Genomic DNA, 16,398 nt, shown 5'->3' with positions numbered 1-16,398 from the left:
TGCGTGATGTGGGGGTTGGAGTCGCTGCGGCGCCGGGGAAGGGGCCGGCGCCGCAGCGATGTTCGGTCGGCGGATCAGACCGCCGCGGGCGTCTTGGCCTTCATCTTGTGGACCTCGGGGACGACCTTCTCGCCGAAGAGCTTCAGGCTCTTCTCGGCCTCGTCGAAGGGCAGACCGCCGAAGGCGAAGGCCGCGTTGGGGAGGAAGTCGCCGATGAGCTCGTGGCGGTAGGCGTACTTCTCGACACACTGTTCGGGCGTGCCGTAGATGTTCGCCTCGACGTAGGCGTCGGCCGCGGCCTCCATGCCGGCCTCGCGGATCATGTCCGCACCCGCCTGGTAGGTCTCGTAGCCCTTGGTCTCACGCCAGTGCTTGCCGGCGAAGTCGTAGTGCTTGATGACCGACAGGAAGTAGCGGTTGATGTGCTCGTAGGCCAGTCGGCGGGCTTCCTCTTCGTCCTCGTGACAGATGACGAAGTCCTGGATGACCGGCGGGCCGGGCTCGACGCCCTGGGCGTCGCGGAACATCTGCTTCCAGCCGTTGATCGCCTCGGCATGCTGTTCGAACGGGAACTGCATGAAGGTCATCATCTGGACGCCGAGGTCGGCGACCACCGGGACCGAGTCGGGCGACATCGCCGCGGCGAAAAGCCGCCCGTCCCACGAGGTGTTCGGGTTCGGGGCCGGCCGCAGCGCGATCTCCTTCTGCGGGTACATCGGACCGTCGCCGGAGACGACGCCCGTGCGGAGTCCGCGCAGCACCATCTCGGCGGCCTCGTTGAAGCGGGGGCGGGCCTCGTCCATCGGGATGCCGAAGGCCTCGTACTCCATCTTCGCCAGGCCGCGACCCATGCCGAGAAGCACGCGGCCACCGGACATCTGGTCCAGCATGATGGCCTTCTCCACGACGCGCAGCGGATCGTTCCACGGCAGGATGGTCGCACCGATGCCGAGCTTGACCTTCGAGGTGCGGCCGGCGAGGTAGGACAGGATCGCGAAGTTGTCCGGGCACATCGAGTAGTCGTCGAAGTGGTGCTCCGCCGACCAGACCGAGTCGAAACCGGCCTTCTCGGCCAGTACGCCGAGCTCGAGGTCGCGCAGGAAGACCTCTTCGTCACTCACGTTCTCGTGGTAGTTCTGGAAGACGAGAAGTACGCCGACATCCATTGCATTGACTCCTTGGTTCAAAAGGGTTGGAGGATCGAGGGGTTGGGGTGTTGCGATTTCGCGAGGGGAGTTCTCAGCCGAGGAAGACCGCGCGGGTGTGCTCGGTGTCCAGGAACTCCTTGACCTCGTGGATCTTTCCGTCGCGGACCACGAAGACGAAGTGGTAGAGGTTGTTGTAGACCTTGCCGTTGTTCATCTCCGAGTACGACTCGGTCTCGACCGCCACGCGTTCTCCCTCGGCGGTGAAGGCGAGCGGGGTGAGGGCGATGGCGCCGGTCTTGGTGGTGGCGGAGAGGCCGGCCAGCATTGCACCGAATTCCTCTTTGTTCTTGGTTCCGGAGATCCCGTCGATCTCTCCGCCCACCCACCAGGTGGCCGTCGGCGCCAGATAGGACAGGATGGCGTCCACGTCGCCGCGGGAGAACACCTCCATGAATTCCGCGACCAGAGCCTTGTTCTGCTGCTCCGTGCTGACGCTTGCTGTACTGGTTGACACCGATTGGCCTCCTTTTGACCGCCACCCTCCGGGGAAGGCGAGAAACTGTGTGCAACAACGACGTTATGAGTCGATGTGGCCTGAGTCACCCTCTCGTTTCGCGCCTCTTGTGGGTTGTCACAACCGCGCCGAAGCGACTCGACCCCACGTCATCGGCCACCGCCGCTGAAGGTGTTCATCAATCCGCCGTCGACGGGCACGATGGCGCCGTACATGTAGGTGGACAGCGCGACATCGACGATGGCCTGGGCGATCTCCTCCGGTCGGCCGGTACGACCGGCGGGGATGGACGAGACGATGCGTGCCCGTGCCCGATCGCTGAGTCCGGAGGTCATGTCGGTATCCACAAAACCGGGGATGACCAGGTTGACGCGGATGTCGCGCGGGGCGAGTTCCGCGGCGAGGACCTGGGTCAGGCCGCTGAGGCCGGCCTTCGCCGATCCGTAGGCGACGTCGCCCGGGAATCCCCGGAATCCCACCACCGCACCGACATTCACGATCGACGATCCGGGTTCGAGGATCGGGACCGTGGCCTTGCACATCTCGAAGGCGCCGGTGAGGTTGGTGGTCAACACAAGATCCCAGTCCTCCCGACTCAGGTCGTCGACCCGTCCACCGCGGTGCACGCCGGCGACGTTGATCAGGCCGTGGGCGCCGCCGTGCTCCTCCTTGACGGTGGCCAGTGCGCGGGCCACCGACGAGGAGTCGGTGATGTCGGTCTTCAACTCCAGGACCTGCGCCGGCCTGGTGAACGGCGTGGTCGCCACACCGCGCGCCAGAGAAACAACGGAATCGCCTCGGGCCGTGAGGTTCTCGACGACTGCCCGGCCGATGCCGCGCGATCCGCCGGTGACGATCCAGACCCGGGATCCGACGCTCATGACTTCAGGAAACCGGACAGTTCGGCGAGGTAGCGGTCCCGGTCCTCGAGGAACGGGGCATGGCCGCAGGCGTCGAACGGGACGAGACGAGCACGGGAATTGAGTTCGAGGACGGCCTCGGCCCCGGCGAAGGGGACGAAGGCGTCGTCCCGGCCGTGCAGGAGCAGGATCGGGATGTCGAGCCCACCGAGCTCCTTGCGCAGGTCGGTGCGGGCGAGGTCGCGCAACGAATCGTCCCCGGCCGGGCCCATCTCCAGGAACATCCCCCAGATCCAGTCCAGGACATCCGAACTCGGGGGAGTCGCGCACACCGCGCCGGCCACGCCGCGGAAGGTGTCGGCACGGTTGGCGGCGGCACCGGCGAGGACTCCCTCGACGTCCTCGGTGGAGCCGCCGTAGGGCCAGTCGTCGGTCGCGGTGTAGCGCGGCGACGCACCGCCGGTGAGGACCAGACCGCCGGCGCGTGAGCCGAGAGCGGCCGCGGCGGCGGTCGCGACGGCTCCGCCCAGAGACCAGCCGTTGATGACGGGAGAATCCAGGCCGAGATGGTCGACCACCTTGACCACGTCGTCGGCCAGGGCCGCGATCGAGACGTCCTCGAAGTCCTTGTCGGAGCGGCCACATGCCCGCAGATCGACGAGCACGACCTCATGACCCTCGGCCTTCAGCGCGGGGGCGGTGGTGTCCCAGCAGCGGGTGTTGGCGCCCCAGCCGTGGATCAGCACGATGGGACGCGCGTCCCCACGGTGGTGCTCGAAGTAGATCCGGCGATCGTTCTCAACCGCGAGATAGCTCATGGACTTCTCCTTCATCGTCGAACTCGATTTCGAAAAACTTGTCGGACTGGGTGGGTTCCTCGTGCCGGAGGGCACGGGGGACGAGTGGTGGGGCATCGGCGAAATGCGGGATGACGTGCTCGGCGAGGAGTTCCATCGACCGCACGACGTCGTCGTGGGGCATGCCGCCGAACCGCATCCAGCAGATGAGATGGTCGAGACCTGTCTCCTCGCGCAGGATCTCGATCTCGCGGATGAGTCCGTCGGGATCGCCGACGTAGCAGATGCCGCCCTCGCGCAGGCCGGTCAACGACATCGCTCCCTCGGCCGCGGCCTCCGCCAGGGCCGCGTAGCGTTCGTAACCTGCCGGCGTCGCGGCACCCTGCGGCACCGCGGACATGACGTTGTCGAAGTACCACTCGAGACTCGGCCGGGCCCGGCGGACGGCCTCCTCGTCGTTCTCGGCGAGGTGGATCTGCCAGTTCATCGGGAAGTCGAGGGACAGCGGGTCGCGGCCGCGGTGCATCAGCGTGCGTTTGGCGTTGACGACGAACCCGTTCAACTCGGGCAGGGTCATCAGGGTCGGCGTCACGAGCATGTTGTGGCCGTGGTCGGCAACCAGGTCGAAGGTCTCGGGACTGATCGACGCCACATAGATCGGAGGCGTCGGTTGCTGGAGGGGTGCGGGCCGGCAATCCACGGCGTCGATGTGGAAGTGCTTGCCGTGGAACGTGTACGGCTCGCCGACCGCCTTGGCCCACAGTCCGGTGACGATCTGGAACGCCTCGTCGAAGACCTCCCGGCTGACGTCCTGTTTGTCGGCGACGCCCATCGCACGGAACTCGTGGGGCTGGTAGCCGCGTCCGACGCCGAAGTCGAGTCGGCCGCCGGAGATGACGTCGACCATCGCGAAGTCCTCGGCGATGCGGACCGGCCAGGCGAGTGTCAGGTTGCTGACCGCGATGCCGATGCGCATCCGGGAGGTGCGGGCCGCGATGGCCGCCGCCGCGACCTGCGGCGACGGCATCGACCCGTAGGCGCTGCCGTGGTGCTCGGCGAGCCAGACCCCGTCGAACCCGAGGCGCTCGGCGATCTCGACCTGCGAGAGCATCTCCTCGTAGGCCCGGCGAAAGTCCCGGTCCGGACTCTCCAACACGTAGAACAGGCTGAACTTCACACTGTTGACGTTAGGAATCGGCGTGCGTCACGGGAACGGGAGAATCCGCGGCGGTTGTGGGTTCCCACAAGTCGGGCGTCCCGGCCGCCTGCTCGCGGAGTCGTCGTTTGTCGAGTTTTCCGACGCTGGTCCGCGGGAGGGCGTCGACGGCGACGATCAATTCGGGCACCCACCAGCGCGGGACACGCTCGGCCAGCTCGGCCTTCACCACGTCCACGTCGAGGCGGTCGTCGCCGACCACGTAGGCGACGGGACGTTCCTGCCAGCGCGGATGCGGAACGGAGACCACCGCAGCCTCGTGGACGGCCGGGTGCTCGATCAGGGCCTCCTCCAGCGCGACGGAGCTGATCCACTCGCCGCCGCTCTTGATGAGGTCCTTGGTGCGATCGACGATCGTGAGGTAGCCGTGTTCGTCGATGACGCCGATGTCGCCCGTGCGCAACCAGCCGTCGTCGAACTTGTCCGGATGATCGGCACCGTAGTAACCGGTGGCGACCCAGGGGCCGCGGATCAGGATCTCCCCGCGGCTGATCCCGTCGTGAGGCATGATCCGGCCGTCGTCGTCGACGAGTTTCCACTGCAGCCCCGGGAGGAGCCGCCCCTGTTTCCGGATGTACGCCCAGCGGCGTTCCGGGTCGTCGTCGGTGGATGCCGGGGGACGGGAGAACGTCGCCATCGGCGAGATCTCGGTCATGCCCCAGCCCTGGAACACCGGGATGCCGAGTGCCTCGAGGTCGCGGATGAGGCCCAGGGCCGGCGTCGAACCGCCCAGGACCAGCGCGCGGAGGCTGCTCAGGTCGGTCCCCGCGGCCTGCGCATGGGCGAGCAGGTCGACCGCCACCGTCGGCACCATCCCGGTGTAGGTCACCCGCTCGGCGGCGATGATGCCGGCGATCTGCGCGGGTGTGGGATGCGGCCCGGGCAGGATCTGCGACGCCCCGGACATCAGCGCCGCGAACGGGACCCCCCACGCGTTGGCGTGGAACATCGGGACCACCAGCAGGGCGCGGTCGCGTTCGGAGATCGCGTGTCCGTCGGCCAGGCAGGCCGCCATCGTGTGCAGATACAGGGACTTGTGGGAATATCCAACGCCCTTCGGCGCCCCCGTCGTACCCGACGTGTAGCAGAGCACGGCCAGATCGTCGTCCGCGCGGGCGACCGGTGCCGCAATCGGTTCCGCCGAGGCGACCATCGAGTCCAGAGTCGTTCCCGCCGAGACGCTCTCGTCGTCGGCGTCGATCGGGATCACCGGCATGTCCGGACGCCGTTCGCGCGCGACGGAGAGCATGTGGTCCAGCGACGGGTCGGCGAAGATCATCGCATCGTCGGCATGGTCGACGATGTAGGCGATCTCGTCGGCGGAGAGCCGGATGTTGATCGTGTGCAGCACGGCCCCGGCGAGCGGGACCGCGAGGTACAGCTCCAGGTGCCGCCGGTGGTTCCAGGCCAGCGTCCCGACGCGGTCGCCCGGCCGTACACCGCTCGCGACGAGGGCCGAGGCGAGCCGCAGGACCCGGTCGGCATAGTCCCGATACGTGTACCGGAAAGCCTCGGCACCGTCGACGTGATCGACGATCTCCTTGTCGCCGAACATGTCCCGTGCCCGGTACAGGAAGTCTGTGATCAGCAGCGGGTGCGCCGACGGAGGGTGGTTCATGCAGGGACCTCCACCGACGATTGGGCGGCCAGCCGCGCACGGACCTCGGGAACGACCTTGCCGGCGAGCAGTTCGATGCGAGCGCTGCCGCTGTCGATCGACTCACCGGGCAGCTGCGCCCAGAAGTGCACGTCCTCGATCTGCGGGGTGGCGGTCAGCAGCGCGGTGAGCTCGTCGACCGCGGTGGCCGGATCCCACAGGGTGAACGAGCCGGCGTCGACGAGCTGGCCGGGATCGGTGAACTGCGGGATGGGGCCGAACGCACCCATCTCGATGTACTTGTTGATCTGGTAGAGCGCATGGGTGCCGATGCGCGACCACTCGCGTTCGGGATCGTCGGCGATGATCGTCCACTGCCCGGCGAAGATCCGGCCCTCGTCACGGGACCGGCCGAGTCGTTCGAGCGCATCCAGGTACGCCGCGTGGTGGGCGTTCTGGGTGCTGAGGAAGCCGTCGCCGATGCGGGCGGCCCGCTCGATCGCCGGGTCGGCCATCGCACCGACCAGGAGATCGGGAGTCGTCTCGGGGGTGGGCGTGACGGGCAGGGCGGGCTTGCGCAGTCGTTTGCCGTCGAACGGTTCGGCCGACCCGGACCAGCAGCGGCGCACGATCTCCACACCTTCCTCGAGCAGGCTCGGGCGGTTGATCAGACGCCGGTCGAAGGCCTCGAATTCCGGTTCCCAATATCCCTGTCCGACGCCGAGTGAGAAGCGCCCGCCGGTCAGCAGGGACAGCGTGGCCGAGTCCTCGGCGAGTCGGATCGGGTTGTGCAGCGGCGACACGACGAGGTTGGTGCCGATCTTCATCGTCGTCGTCCGGTCGCCGATCGCGGAGGCGAGCAGGAACGGCGAGGGGGTGTAGCCGTCCTCCATGAAGTGGTGCTCGGTCAGCCAGACCGAGTCGATCCCGATCGACTCCGCCCAGGTGATCTGGTCGAGCGTCGCGCGGTAGAAGTCGCCGAAACCGCGCGAGTTCCCGGGCGGATTGCGGAAGTCGTACCAGAGTCCGAAGTTGACGTCCGACGTGCTCATTGCATGGTCCTTTCACCGACGGTGTGGTCGGTGTCACTCTCGATCAAGAATGTGACGACGGGAAGGTACCGGGAAGCCGGTCGTTGTCGGAAATCCCAAGGACCCTCGTTGCACGTTCTGAGACGGATGGAACCGGGGGCGGCCCGTGCGCGTCCAAGTAGGCAGGTCGCCGGGCCGGACGGCGGCACCCGGGATGGGTACGATCACCGCATCGTCCGCGACCGGGAGGATCGGGGGCAGGGGATGGACGGGGGTGAGCATTGGGCGGCATCGAGCCGAACCGCATCGCGATGGATGTCGAACAGGTGTCCGCGGTCGCGGCCTACTACCGGCGTTCGTCGCTGGTCCTCGACGCCGTCGCCGACGACCTCGCCGCGCACGACTTCGGCCGGTGGGCGCGCGCCGGTGCCGGCCCCGACGCGGCGGCGTCGCTTGGACCATCCGCCGCAACCTACGCCGAGCTGAGTGCCTCACTGTCCGCTCGTCTCCGGTCGCAGTCCCGGGCCGCGGCCGTGCTCGCACGCAACCTGCGCGACTCCGCGATCGGCATGGCCGACGGCGATGCGCAAGCTGCGGGCGAGATCTCGCATGCGACACCGGCAGCCGAGGTGGCTCCGAGATGAGGCGGGACGAGAGCTCCCTGACTGCGCTGCGGGCAGGTGCGCAGGACGGCGCCGCCGCACTCACCGGGCTGCTGGCGGCCGGGCGGCTGATGGGCGTACCCGTCCCCGACGACGCCTCGGTCCGGGCCGGCCTCCGGGTGGTGGACGACTTCGACATCACCGCGCTGTCGGCGGACAGCCGCGTTCTGGTCTCGGCTCACCGGGCCGTCGCCGAACAGCTGCACCACCTGCCCGAACAGCGGGTGCGGCTCGACGGCTGGCACGGCAGGTCCGCATCACTCGCGATCGACGCGGCCGTCGACCATCAGCGGCGTGCGGAATCCGACCTCTACCTGTTGCACACGATCACCGACGCCACCTCGGCGGCCGCATCGGGGATCGACCGGTTGCTCCGTACCTTCTACCTGGCGGTCGCCCGGCTGTCGGCACCGAGCGCTGCGGGAACACCACCCGCCGAGCTACCTCAGGCGGTGGTGACCGGACGTGTCCCGCTCGACGTCGCGGTCGAGGACATCCGGTCACGGGTCGAGCTGTTCACCACCTCGGTCGACGCCACGTTGCGCGGGATCACCGCAATCCTCGACATCCTCAACCGGTCCCTCGACGGGATCGACGACGACCCCTACCCCGTCGAGATCGAGACCGGGGAGCCCGGGGCCGGCGTCGTCACCCCGCCTGGGGCGCAGCCGGTCGAATCGGTCCGTCCCCAACCGGTTCCGGCCGAGCCGCCGATCGCGCCGACCGAGACGGTGCGCGCGGCGCGGGAGTCCGGGGAGCAGCATGAGGAGCAGGACATCCCGTTCCGGCTGAGTGGTGCACCGGCCGTGGAACCCGAAGTCGCACAGAGTGTTCCGGGTATGGAAGCGGCCGGTGCCGTCGAGGGGAGGCCGGCGGCCGGTCCCGGCGGGGGAGCCCCGACGCCGACCCACGTCGTCGCCGACACCCGCGAGGGCAGCACACCATCGACCGATCCCGACACCGATACGACGCCCGAGCGGTCCGCGGGTGACCTGGCCCTGGCCGGTGACCAGTGAGCCTCGCCGACCAGATCGAGGCCCTCGCGCGCTCGGCCACCGCCGAGGTCGCCGACGCCTCGCACCGTTTCTCCGCTGCTCAGCGCGATCTCGGCCGGTCGATGGCCGAACACCGGCGCACCGCCGAGCAATCAGAGACCGAACGGTTGCGCGCCGAGCTCGAGCACGAGGCCGACGCCGCCGACGCACTGCCCGGGATCATGCTGCCCGCCGACAAGGCCGACGCCAGTCCGCATCTGCCGCCACCGAACGCATAGGCTGTCTGCTGTGCCAGGCAAGAAGCGTTCGAAACCATCGCAGCCGCCCGCGAAGCTGATGGCCGCGCTCGGCCGTCGTGGACCGCACCGAGTCCTGCGCGGCGACCTCGGGATCGTCGGTACACGCGGTGAGGTGTTCACCCCCGCCGACGGGGAAAGGCTGCCCGCCATCGCCTTCGGGCACGGCTGGCTGTCGTCGCCGAGTCGCTACCGCGACCTGTGCAAGCATCTGGCCTCCTGGGGCATCGTGGTCGCGGTGCCGGCCGACCAGCGGGGCGTACTGGTCTCCGACGACGCGATGGCCGCGCAGCTGCGCTCGGCGCTGTCGATCGTGACCCGGGTCCGGCTGGGATTCGGCGAGATCACCGTCGACCCGGCCAAGGTGGGTTTCGCCGGCCACGGGTTCGGGGCGTCGGCCGCTGTCATCGCCGCGTCGGAAGGCGTACTGCACGGTCAGCCGCAGCCGGAGGTCCGGGGAGTGGCCGCGCTGTTCCCGGCGCCGACCACCGTCGGACTCCTGCCCGCTGCGCGCAGCGTCCGTGCGCCCGGTCTCATCGTCTCCTCGATCGGCGAACTCGACACCATCGACGGCAACGCACTCCCGCTCGCGCAGGCGTATGGCGCCGACCACGCCTCCGACGACGAGCACCGCGCAGTTCTGCGCACCCCGCCCGGCGCGACGTCGCGCGGCCTCCTCGAACAACGGACGATCGGTGCGCTGTGGGGGAGCAACGGCGCGGACAAGAAGACGCACACCGCCGTGCGCGCCCTGACCACCGGTTTCCTGCTGCACACGCTCACGCAGGACGCCGAGTACCAGGCGTTCTCCGACGCCGACACCGTCCTCGGCAAGGTCCCGGCCGTCGACCTCGACGACCCGCCGGAAGTCCAGGACCGCATCGCCAAACTGCTCGGCGCCAAGGAGCGCAAGCGTCGTCGAGCGGCGTCTCCGGTACCCGCCGCAGCACCGAACGTCGTGGTCCCCAAGACCCTGGAGTGACGCCCCGCACGGTGGCGCGTCGTTCCCACCGCGCGGGCGCGTCGTTCTCACCGCACGCAGGTACGCTGACTAGCTATGTGTGGAATCGTCGGATACGTGGGGCGGCGCGATGCCCTGGACATCGTCGTCGAGGCTTTGCGACGGATGGAGTACCGCGGGTACGACTCGGCGGGCGTCGCCATCCTCGACGGCGCCGGTAACACCGCGATCCAGAAGAAGGCTCTCCGGATGGAGAACCTGGAGAAGCAGATCGCGACCGTCGGCCGCGAGTCGTTGTCGGGGACCACGGGCATCGGCCACACGCGGTGGGCCACGCACGGCAAGCCGACCGACCGCAACGCGCATCCGCATGCCAGCGACGACGGCAAGATCGCGGTCGTCCACAACGGCATCATCGAGAACTACGCGGAGCTGCGGGCCGAGCTGGAAGAGGACGGCGTCGAGTTCGGGTCGGAGACCGACACCGAGACCGCCGTCCACCTGGTCTCCAAGTACTACGCCTTCGGTCCCACCGCCCGTGACTTCGTCTCCAGCGCGTATGCGGCACTGCAGCGACTCGAGGGTGCGTTCACCCTCGTGTTCACCCACGCCGACCACCCCGACACCATCGTCGCCGCCCGCCGGTCCACGCCGCTCGTGGTGGGTGTCGGCCAGGGCGAGATGTTCGTCGGTTCCGACGTGACCGCGTTCATCGAGCACACGCGCGAAGCCGTCGAGCTGGGTCAGGACGAGGTGGTCGTCATCACCGCCGACACCTATACGATCACCGACTTCGACCGGAACGAGCGCGCGGGCAAGCCGTTCCACATCGACTGGGACCTCGCCGCGGCCGAGAAGGGCGGCTACGACTTCTTCATGCTGAAGGAGATCGCCGAGCAGCCGCGCGCGATCGCCGACACCCTGCTCGGTCATCTGCAGAACGGGCGCATCGTGCTCGACGAGCAGCGGTTGACCGACGACGATCTGCGCGACGTCGACAAGGTCTTCGTCGTCGCCTGTGGCACGGCCTACCACGCCGGCCTGCTGGCGAAGTACGCGATCGAGCACTGGACGCGTCTGCCCGTCGAGATCGAGCTGGCCAGCGAGTTCCGCTACCGCGACCCCGTCCTCGACCGGTCGACACTGGTCGTGGCGATCTCCCAGTCGGGCGAGACCGCCGACACGCTCGAAGCCGTCCGGCACGCCAAGGACCAGAAGGCCCGCGTGCTGGCGATCTGCAACACCAACGGTGCGCAGATCCCGCGCGAATCCGACGCCGTGCTCTACACCCACGCCGGTCCGGAGATCGGCGTCGCGTCGACCAAGTGCTTCCTCGCGCAGATCGTCGCGGCCTACCTGGTCGGGCTGGCGCTCGCGCAGGCCCGCGGCACGAAGTACGCCGACGAGGTGGCCCGCGAGTTCGCCGCCATCGAGGCCATGGCCGATTCGGTCGCTGAGGTCCTTGGGACCATGGAGCCGGTCCGCGACCTCGCCCGGTCGCTGTCCCACCACAACACCGTGCTGTTCATCGGCCGCCATGTCGGCTATCCGGTGGCGCTCGAAGGTGCGCTGAAGCTCAAGGAGCTCGCGTACATGCACGCCGAGGGCTTCGCGGCCGGTGAGCTCAAGCACGGCCCCATCGCCCTCATCGAGGACGGCCTGCCGGTCATCACCGTGATGCCGTCCCCGGACGGTCGCGCGGTGCTGCATTCGAAGATGGTCAGCAACATCCGCGAGATCCAGGCCCGCGGTGCGCGCACCATCGTCATCGCCGAAGCCGACGACGCCGCCGCGCGCGCGGTCGCCGACGAGTTCATCCCGATCCCGAAGACGCCGACGCTCCTGCAGCCGCTGGTCTCCACGGTGCCGCTGCAGGTGTTCGCCGCCAGCGTCGCCCAGGCCCGCGGCTACGACGTCGACAAGCCGCGCAACCTGGCCAAGTCGGTGACCGTCGAGTAGACCGGCACCCATGCCGACCCGGTACCTGACCGCCGACGAGGTCCGCGACGCCGAGCGGGCGTCGGGAGATCTGCTCGCCAGCGGGACGCTGATGCGCCGCGCCGCGCACGGCGTCGCGCAGGCCGTCGCAGCGGAACTGAACCGGGCCGGCGGCTGCTACGGCCGGTCGGTGGGTGTCGTCGTCGGCGCCGGCGACAACGGTGGCGACGCGCTCTTCGCCGCCGCCGAACTGGCCCGTCGCGGAGTCGCCGCGCATGCAGTGCTGCTCGCCCCCGAGAAGGCACACCCCGCCGGACTGCGGGCGTTCCGGGCGGCCGGCGGTCGGGTCGACGACGCTTTGCCCGGCGGGCTCGACGCGGTCATCGACGGGGTCGTGGGCATCGGCGGCAGGGGGCCGCTGCGCCCCGCGGCCGCGACGGTCTTCGCCGGCCTCGATCCCGAAACCGTCGTCGTCGCAGTCGATCTTCCGTCCGGCATCGAAGCAGACACCGGCGAGGTGCACGACCCGTCGGTCCGTGCCGATGTCACAGTGACCTTCGGCTTCCCGCGCCGCGCGCATCTCCTGGCGGCACCGCGGTGCGGCCGGGTGGTCGTCGTCGACATCGGTGTCGGCGATCCACTCCAACCCGATGCGCGGCAACTCATCTCGTACTCCGACGCTGAGATCGACTGGCCCGTACCGGGTCCCGCGGACGACAAGTACACCCAGGGCGTGGTCGGGGTCATCGCCGGCTCACATCGCTACCCGGGCGCGGCCATCCTGGCCGCCGGGGCCGCAGTCACCGCGACCTCGGGTATGACGCGATACGTCGGTTCGGCGCACGCCGAGGTGGTGTCGCACTTCCCCGAGGTGGTCGCCGCGCCGGACCTCGCCGACGCCGGCCGGGTCCAGGCCTGGGTGGTGGGTCCGGGTATGGGCACCGACGCCGCCGCGACGGCGCTGCTGCGTACCGTCCTCGACTCCGATCTGCCGGTGCTCGTCGACGCCGACGCGCTCACCATCGTGTCGAATGAACCGGGGCTGGTCGCAGGTCGCGCGGCACCGACACTCCTGACCCCGCATGCCGGCGAGTTCGCGCGGTTGACCGGGGCCGAGGTGGGCGCCGATCGGGTGTCCGCGGTCGCCGACCTCGCCGCCCGATGGGGTGTCACGGTCCTTCTGAAGGGCCGGATCACGCTGGTCGCCGATCCGTCGGGGAGGGTCGTCGGCAACGACGCCGGGTCGTCGTGGGCCGCGACCGCCGGTGCCGGTGACGTGCTGGCCGGGATCGCCGGCTCGCTGCTCGCCGTCGGCCGGTCGCCGCAGGAGGCGGGGGCCTGGGCGGCCCGCGTCCACGCCCACGCCGCTCTGCTGGCGAGCCGAGGAGCCCCGATCGGTGCGTCCGCGCTGCTCGCGGCGCTGCGCCCGGCGATCAGGGAGTTCGCTACAGGAAGAACAGCAACGGAGACGCACACCCCGCCGCGCTGATCAGCGTGACGACCGTGAGCATCACCAGATCCGCGATCGGTCCCGGCCGGTGCAGTTCGTCGGCGCCGAGACGTCTCACGAACGATGCGATCAGGCCGACCGCCGCGCCGATGGTCGCCACCACACCCACCACATACATGACGATCGCCGCGACCACCCATCCGTCTGCGTCGTTCTCGCCCAGCGCCTCGAGGATCGCGACGAAGAACAGGACCCCGCACGCGAACAGGGAGACCCAGGCCAAGCCGTTCGACACCCAGGCGATGACCGATTCGCGCAGGCCAGGGGTCCGCCCGGCCGGGATGGCGGTACGGGCGGGGCCGTACACGACCGGATCCACGGGGACGAAGTCATCGGGAAACCGGGGATCGGGGAAACCGGGGCTGGGATGACCGGGCACGGGGTTCATGGTGGCGTACATGATCGCTTTCTGGGGAGGTGAGCAGCACGTGTCGTCCAGCCAACCGTGTCCCCGCCGCTGCCACATCGGTGTGATTACTCATAAACGGGTTGGTGAAGCCGCTGGTCACGGCGCTCTGCGGGTCGCCGCGCACAAATCGGTGGTGACGATCTGGGAGAATGGTCGGCGATGACTTCTGCTGCCCTGACCGCGACCGTCGACCTCGGCGCCATCGCGCACAACCTCGACGTCTTGCGTACCGCCTCGAATGCTGCCGTGATGGCGGTCGTGAAGGCCGACGCGTACGGCCACGGCGCCGTACCGGTCGCCAAGGCCGTGCTGGCCGCGGGGGCCGCCGAGCTGGGCGTCGCCCACATCGCCGAGGCCCGCGCACTGCGCGCCGCCGGTGTCGACGCCCCGATCACCGCATGGCTGCACGCCCCGGGTGCGGACTTCGAGGGCGCGGTCGCCGACCACATCGACATCGCCCTGTCCTCGGCCAGGCAGCTCGACGCGGTGGTCGCCGCCGCCCGGGCCGCCGGAGTCACCGCGCGCGTCACGGCCAAGGTCGACACCGGCCTCAACCGCAGCGGGGTCGCCACCGACGAATGGGACGACTTCGCCGAGAAGATCGCGAAGGCGCACGCCGAGGGCGCGGTCACCGTCCGCGCGGTGATGTGCCACCTCGCCCGCGGCGACGAACCAGACCACCCGCTTAACAGCGAACAGGCCGCCCGACTCGACGCCGCGGCCGCCGACCTGGCCCGCCTCGGCGCCGCACCCGAGATCATGCACATGGCGAACTCGCCTGCGGCACTGACCCGTCCGGACCTGGCGCGCGACATGGTTCGGCCCGGGATCGCACTCTACGGCCGTACGCCGGTCCCCGAACTCGGCGACTTCGGACTCATCCCGGCCATGACGCTGACGGCACGGGTCGCCCTGGTCAAGAAGGTCGCCGCCGGCACCGGCGTCTCCTACAGCCACACCTGGATCGCACCGCGCGACACCGTCGTCGCGGTCGTCCCCGCCGGCTACGCCGACGGAGTGCCGCGACTGCTGTCGGGTCGTATCCGGGTCCGCATCGGCGACCGCCTGTTCGACGGTATCGGCCGAATCTGCATGGACCAGTTCGTCATCGACCTCGGACCCGACGGGGCCGGGGTGCGGGAAGGCGACGAGGTCGAACTCTTCGGCACCGGTGCCCGCGGCGGCATCACGGCCAAGGATTGGGCCGACGCCATCGGCACCATCGACTACGAGATCGTCTCCCAGGTCGGCAACCGTGTGGTTCGGCGCTACCTGCACGCGGGCGCGGCCCGCGATGAGGCGGTGGCCGACGAGTGAGCGGGGTGAGTGTGGTGGACGATTCCGAACGCGTCGGGCTGCTGGCCGGGGTGGCCGGTGTCGCCGCACTGGGCGGCATGGCGGCGATCGGTGCGGCGCGCAACCTCGCGCGCAAGAGCGTGGTCGGCAAGACCGATCCGCACGCCGACATCGATCTCACCACGATGTACGACGAGAACGCGCGAACCGTGACCACCGACGACGGCCTCGATCTCGCGGTCCGGACCATCGACCTCGGTGACGTCCCGAACGGCACTCCGCCCGAGCTCACCATCGTCTTCGTGCACGGGTTCAGCCTGCGGCTCGCGAGCTGGCACTTCCAGTGTGAGCAGCTTGGCGAGGAGTGGGCAGACCGCAACTACCGCTTCGTCTTCTACGACCACCGCGGCCATGGCGAGAGCGATCCCGCGCCGGTGGAGACCTGTACCATCGCGCAGCTCGCCGACGATGCCGCGGCGGTCATCCGCTCGACGGTGACCAGCGGGCCCGTTGTGGTCGTGGGTCATTCGATGGGCGGCATGACGGTGATGGGTCTGGCGCGCCGGCACCCGGCGCTGTTCTCGTCCACCGGGCCGGTTGCCGGGGTCGGTCTCGTCGCGACCGCCTCTCGGGGACTGACCGAAGCGGGACTCGGTGAGGGCCTTGGCAATCCGGTGGTCGACGCCTTCCGGCTGAGTGTTCGCCGAGCACCGCGCCTGGTCCAGGCGGGCCGCGGTTTGACCCGTCAGGCCCTCGAACCGGTGCTCGTCGCGGCCAGCTTCGGTCCGGCGTTCTTCAGCCCGGCGCTCGGTAGCGCCGTGGAGAAGATGATCCAGTCCACGCCGATCGAGACCATCGTGAACTTCCTGCACGCCTTGGAGATCCACGACGAGTCGACGGCTCTGCCGGTGCTGGCGCAGGTGCCCACGACCGTGGTCTGCGGCGACAAGGACCGGCTGACACCCCTGCCGAACTCGGTGCGCATGTTCGCCCAGCTCGGACCGGACTCCCGTCTCGTGGTGGTCAAGGGAGCCGGACACATGGTCCAGATGGAGGAACCACGATTGGTCAGCGACGCGATCGTCGATCTGGTGGACCGCGCCCGGGTCGCCCTGCCGGCTCCTCGTCGGCGCTGGTGGAAGAGGCGGGCGAAGGCATGAGCCCCGAG

The 16,398-nt window shown here is 69.3% G+C and carries 16 protein-coding genes; 8 read left to right on the top strand and 8 right to left on the bottom strand.

The genetic code is table 11. From position 1 onward, the window contains the following. Positions 1 to 74: 74 nt before the first annotated feature. From GONAM_RS06710 to GONAM_RS06680, 7 genes are all read right to left on the bottom strand, one after another. On the bottom strand, positions 75 to 1,166 hold the full coding sequence (locus GONAM_RS06710) for an LLM class flavin-dependent oxidoreductase (protein ID WP_005195821.1): 1,092 nt from the start codon (positions 1,164 to 1,166) through the stop codon (positions 75 to 77). 73 nt (positions 1,167 to 1,239) lie between these two features. Then, positions 1,240 to 1,662: a nuclear transport factor 2 family protein gene (locus tag GONAM_RS06705; protein ID WP_006866013.1), complete on the bottom strand. Its 423-nt coding sequence runs from the start codon at positions 1,660 to 1,662 to the stop codon at positions 1,240 to 1,242. Between the two features lie 149 nt (positions 1,663 to 1,811). Further along, on the bottom strand, positions 1,812 to 2,543 hold the full coding sequence (locus GONAM_RS06700) for an SDR family NAD(P)-dependent oxidoreductase (RefSeq protein WP_006866012.1): 732 nt from the start codon (positions 2,541 to 2,543) through the stop codon (positions 1,812 to 1,814). Next, positions 2,540 to 3,340 (bottom strand): alpha/beta fold hydrolase, encoded by an 801-nt coding sequence (locus GONAM_RS06695; protein ID WP_006866011.1) that lies wholly within the window; start codon positions 3,338 to 3,340, stop codon positions 2,540 to 2,542. The genes GONAM_RS06700 and GONAM_RS06695 overlap by 4 nt, the downstream gene beginning before the upstream one ends. Beyond that, complete coding sequence (locus GONAM_RS06690; RefSeq protein ID WP_006866010.1) at positions 3,321 to 4,496, bottom strand: LLM class flavin-dependent oxidoreductase; 1,176 nt, start codon at positions 4,494 to 4,496, stop codon at positions 3,321 to 3,323. Before GONAM_RS06690 ends, GONAM_RS06695 begins: the two co-directional genes overlap by 20 nt. 10 nt (positions 4,497 to 4,506) lie before the next feature. Then, positions 4,507 to 6,153 carry a long-chain-fatty-acid--CoA ligase gene (locus tag GONAM_RS06685; RefSeq protein ID WP_006866009.1) on the bottom strand — a complete coding sequence of 549 codons (1,647 nt, stop codon included), beginning with the start codon at positions 6,151 to 6,153 and terminating at the stop codon, positions 4,507 to 4,509. Further along, positions 6,150 to 7,184 carry an LLM class flavin-dependent oxidoreductase gene (locus tag GONAM_RS06680; protein WP_006866008.1) on the bottom strand — a complete coding sequence of 345 codons (1,035 nt, stop codon included), beginning with the start codon at positions 7,182 to 7,184 and terminating at the stop codon, positions 6,150 to 6,152. Before GONAM_RS06680 ends, GONAM_RS06685 begins: the two co-directional genes overlap by 4 nt. 260 nt (positions 7,185 to 7,444) lie before the next feature. Here GONAM_RS06680 and GONAM_RS06675 point away from each other — a divergent pair, with 260 nt between their 5' ends. From GONAM_RS06675 to GONAM_RS06650, 6 genes are all read left to right on the top strand, one after another. Further along, positions 7,445 to 7,807 (top strand): hypothetical protein, encoded by a 363-nt coding sequence (locus GONAM_RS06675; RefSeq protein ID WP_006866007.1) that lies wholly within the window; start codon positions 7,445 to 7,447, stop codon positions 7,805 to 7,807. Then, positions 7,804 to 8,841: a hypothetical protein gene (locus GONAM_RS06670; protein ID WP_006866006.1), complete on the top strand. Its 1,038-nt coding sequence runs from the start codon at positions 7,804 to 7,806 to the stop codon at positions 8,839 to 8,841. Before GONAM_RS06675 ends, GONAM_RS06670 begins: the two co-directional genes overlap by 4 nt. Next, entirely contained in the window at positions 8,838 to 9,098 is a 261-nt protein-coding gene (locus GONAM_RS06665) for a hypothetical protein (RefSeq protein ID WP_006866005.1), read from the top strand. The genes GONAM_RS06670 and GONAM_RS06665 overlap by 4 nt, the downstream gene beginning before the upstream one ends. A gap of 10 nt (positions 9,099 to 9,108) precedes the next feature. Further along, a complete protein-coding gene (locus GONAM_RS06660; RefSeq protein ID WP_006866004.1) occupies positions 9,109 to 10,098 on the top strand; it encodes a dienelactone hydrolase family protein in 990 nt (329 codons plus the stop codon). A 75-nt stretch (positions 10,099 to 10,173) separates the two neighbouring features. Next, complete coding sequence (glmS, locus tag GONAM_RS06655; protein WP_006866003.1) at positions 10,174 to 12,036, top strand: glutamine--fructose-6-phosphate transaminase (isomerizing); 1,863 nt, start codon at positions 10,174 to 10,176, stop codon at positions 12,034 to 12,036. 10 nt (positions 12,037 to 12,046) lie between these two features. Then, complete coding sequence (locus tag GONAM_RS06650; RefSeq protein ID WP_006866002.1) at positions 12,047 to 13,504, top strand: bifunctional ADP-dependent NAD(P)H-hydrate dehydratase/NAD(P)H-hydrate epimerase; 1,458 nt, start codon at positions 12,047 to 12,049, stop codon at positions 13,502 to 13,504. Here the strand turns inward: GONAM_RS06650 and GONAM_RS06645 are convergent. Beyond that, complete coding sequence (locus GONAM_RS06645) at positions 13,461 to 13,925, bottom strand: hypothetical protein (protein WP_006866001.1); 465 nt, start codon at positions 13,923 to 13,925, stop codon at positions 13,461 to 13,463. The genes GONAM_RS06650 and GONAM_RS06645 overlap by 44 nt on opposite strands. Positions 13,926 to 14,093: 168 nt before the next feature. Between GONAM_RS06645 and alr the strand changes: the two genes are divergently transcribed. Both alr and GONAM_RS06635 read left to right on the top strand, forming a co-directional pair. Next, positions 14,094 to 15,251 carry an alanine racemase gene (gene alr, locus GONAM_RS06640; RefSeq protein ID WP_006866000.1) on the top strand — a complete coding sequence of 386 codons (1,158 nt, stop codon included), beginning with the start codon at positions 14,094 to 14,096 and terminating at the stop codon, positions 15,249 to 15,251. After that, the gene (locus tag GONAM_RS06635; RefSeq protein WP_006865999.1) at positions 15,248 to 16,390 is read left to right on the top strand and encodes an alpha/beta fold hydrolase; all 1,143 of its coding nucleotides are present in this window, start codon (positions 15,248 to 15,250) and stop codon (positions 16,388 to 16,390) included. Before alr ends, GONAM_RS06635 begins: the two co-directional genes overlap by 4 nt. Positions 16,391 to 16,398: the final 8 nt, after the last annotated feature.

This window comes from Gordonia namibiensis NBRC 108229, from assembly GCF_000298235.1.
Taxonomy (GTDB): Bacteria; Actinomycetota; Actinomycetes; order Mycobacteriales; family Mycobacteriaceae; genus Gordonia; species Gordonia namibiensis.
This window is presented reverse-complemented; position numbering and strand designations above follow the sequence as displayed.

Bases quoted from the DNA above. Each gene is read 5' to 3' on its own strand.
- GONAM_RS06710 (WP_005195821.1), bottom strand. From the start codon at position 1,166: ATGGATGTCGGCGTACTTCTCGTCTTCCAGAACTACCACGAGAACGTG.
- GONAM_RS06700 (WP_006866012.1), bottom strand. From the start codon at position 2,543: ATGAGCGTCGGATCCCGGGTCTGGATCGTCACCGGCGGATCGCGCGGC.
- GONAM_RS06695 (WP_006866011.1), bottom strand. From the start codon at position 3,340: ATGAGCTATCTCGCGGTTGAGAACGATCGCCGGATCTACTTCGAGCAC.
- GONAM_RS06685 (WP_006866009.1), bottom strand. From the start codon at position 6,153: ATGAACCACCCTCCGTCGGCGCACCCGCTGCTGATCACAGACTTCCTG.
- GONAM_RS06680 (WP_006866008.1), bottom strand. From the start codon at position 7,184: ATGAGCACGTCGGACGTCAACTTCGGACTCTGGTACGACTTCCGCAAT.
- GONAM_RS06670 (WP_006866006.1), top strand. From the start codon at position 7,804: ATGAGGCGGGACGAGAGCTCCCTGACTGCGCTGCGGGCAGGTGCGCAG.
- glmS (WP_006866003.1), top strand. From the start codon at position 10,174: ATGTGTGGAATCGTCGGATACGTGGGGCGGCGCGATGCCCTGGACATC.
- GONAM_RS06650 (WP_006866002.1), top strand. From the start codon at position 12,047: ATGCCGACCCGGTACCTGACCGCCGACGAGGTCCGCGACGCCGAGCGG.
- GONAM_RS06645 (WP_006866001.1), bottom strand. From the start codon at position 13,925: ATGTACGCCACCATGAACCCCGTGCCCGGTCATCCCAGCCCCGGTTTC.
- alr (WP_006866000.1), top strand. From the start codon at position 14,094: ATGACTTCTGCTGCCCTGACCGCGACCGTCGACCTCGGCGCCATCGCG.